The following is a 2,425-nucleotide window of genomic DNA, read 5'->3' on the forward strand; positions in this document are numbered from 1 at the left end:
CTTTATCAAGGGCAGCTACCTATTAATGAAGTGGAGTTAATAGCTAACGAGCTTGGTGTTTCTAAAAGAAATGCCAAAGAGATGAATGATAGATTTAATAATGATATAGAATCACTCAATACCAACGTATACCTGGATGAAGATGTTGAACTGATTGATACTATTGTTGAGCAAGGGATTAATCAGGAAACAATGCTAATTGAAGCGCAAGAGCAAAACTATAAACGAGAGAAATTCAAACAAGCTTTTGCATTATTAAATGAGCGTGAGCAAGATATAATCCAAGAGCGAAGACTTAAAGAAAAAGCAACTACACTTGAGGTACTAAGCCAAAAATATAAGATCTCTGGTGAAGCCGTTAGACAGATAGAAAAAAAAGCCATGGATAAACTGCAGATCGCTGTCCAGTACTAAGAAGCAGATGGAAGTATTAAAGAGGTTAGAAAGCACATAAGTTGTTAGTAATTGGCTGATTTAGGGCAAGATGGTCAAGCCGCTGAAAAGATTTTCTGAGTAACCTAGAGAGTGTTGATATAGTCTTTAATCGACAATTCAACGCATTGCCTAATTATAGAATAATCAAATAATATAATAATTATATAAGTATAAACGGAGCCAGTTATGAATTCATTCTGATGCTGTAATGTCACTATTTTAACGAGCTCATATTTATATCGGTTTAATTGTAATTGCAGGTACTACTATTAGTAAGGTAGCAGAATGGAAAGATACAAAAATTACATTAGGATAACTACCAGAGCAATTGCATGAAATTTAATTTCAAGTATATCATAATTCTAATATACTAAACTTCAGCTCTTCGTATTGGAATTATAGAATGAGAATATTAGAAATGATCGAGGATATTTCTGATCCTCGAATGGAAGGAAAAGTTCGACATAAATTAAGTACAATCATATTTGTAGCTTTGTGCGGAGTGTTATGTGGCTGCGAAAGTTGGAATGATATGCGGGACTATTGTAAAGCAAAGAAGAATTGGCTATCGCAATATGTTAGTTTGGCGAACGGCATACCGTCTGGCTATACATTTAGGAGAGTTTTTACTTTGCTTAACCCAGATAGTGTAGAATATTTACTGCGTACCCATGCCGCAGAAATAGTTAACAAAGGCAAAGCAAGCGAGCAGATTGCTATTGATGGTAAAGCGTTGCGTGGCAGTAAGAGGTTAGACATACAATGTCTCCATTCCGTAAGTGCTTGGTGTCATGAAAATGGATTAATCTTGGCTGAAAGACAAACAGAGAGTAAATCTAACGAGATAACAGCGATTCCGTTATTATTAGAGTCACTTGATTTAAAAGGTAATACAGTAACTATTGACGCTGTTGGCTGCCAAAAATCCATTACCAAGCTTATTACGAGAAAGAAAGGAAATTATGTTTTAGGCTTCAAATCTAACCATCCAAAATTTTATGAAGCAGTTAAAGAACATATCAAGCAGTACAGCGAGAGCGCACAAAACCGGCTATATGATGCTTTTGATGACAGCCATGGTAAAAGTGTGCGGCGTCGTTACTTTGGCTATAACATAAGCAGCCTACCTGAAGCAAAGAAGTGGTCTGAAGTTCAAACAGTTGTTGCAGTTGAAACTATTTCTTCCAAAAATAATGATCCTAGTCGTAAGGTTAGTGCGGAATGGCGCTATTACTTATCGAATCATCAATGCACTGATAAAAGACTTCCGCACTATATCCGTAATCATTGGAGCATTGAAAATAGATTACATTGGGTGCTCGATGTCCACCTCAAAGAAGACGACGATCAAAAGGCTGAACGCAAGAGTGCACGTAGTTTTTCTCTCCTAAAACGCATAGCTTTAAATATAGTTCGTACAAAAGATACAACGCCAAAAAAGAGTTTAAGACGGAAGCTTAAACATTCAGCATGGGATGATGATTATTTACTTTCTATGCTTAGTTGATAAATTGGCCAATATTACTGTGTGTAAAAATCCAACTCTTAATGAAATCCTATACTTAAATTCTAGGAGTTGCGGCAGAAACAAGTGTTGCGGAATGAAAAAGTCAAAACAAATGCCTCAAACTAATAAATATACCCCGATTTCTAGCCTAAAGTACAAGCTTGTTTCTTGGTTAAAATTTCATGCAATTGCTCTGGGCAAAGATGTTAAGCGCCCTAAGTTAGAAGAGCTGCTTAATTATGTACGAGAAGGTGATACGGTGATCGTGCACAGCATGGATAGGCTAGCACGTAATCTTGATGACCTTAGGCAAATAGTTAATCAGCTGACTGAGAAGAATGTCTCTGTCAAATTCATGAAAGAGAACTTAATCTTTACTGGCAAAGGCTCAGCTATGTCTAAACTATTGCTATCAGTTATGGGAGCGTTCGCAGAATTTGAAAGAGTATTGATCAAAGAGCGGCAGAAAGAAGGCATAAGGAT

The 2,425-nt window shown here is 36.5% G+C and carries 2 protein-coding genes and 1 pseudogene; all 3 read left to right on the forward strand.

Translation table 11 applies throughout. The features are described 5' to 3' along the window. Positions 1–414, forward strand: a 414-nt coding sequence (locus tag VGT41_02820; protein ID HEV2601206.1) for a sigma factor-like helix-turn-helix DNA-binding protein, incomplete at its 5' end; no start/stop codon positions are given. A 424-nt stretch (positions 415–838) separates the two neighbouring features. After that, the gene (locus VGT41_02825; GenBank protein ID HEV2601207.1) at positions 839–1,942 is read left to right on the forward strand and encodes an ISAs1 family transposase; all 1,104 of its coding nucleotides are present in this window, start codon (positions 839–841) and stop codon (positions 1,940–1,942) included. A gap of 190 nt (positions 1,943–2,132) precedes the next feature. Further along, a pseudogene (locus VGT41_02830) lies at positions 2,133–2,425 on the forward strand (recombinase family protein).

It is taken from the genome of Candidatus Babeliales bacterium (assembly GCA_035944115.1).
In the GTDB taxonomy this organism is placed as follows: Bacteria; Babelota; Babeliae; order Babelales; family Vermiphilaceae; genus DASZBJ01.

Excerpts from the sequence above, each read along its gene's own strand:
- VGT41_02825 (HEV2601207.1), top strand. The coding sequence starts at position 839 with ATGAGAATATTAGAAATGATCGAGGATATTTCTGATCCTCGAATGGAA.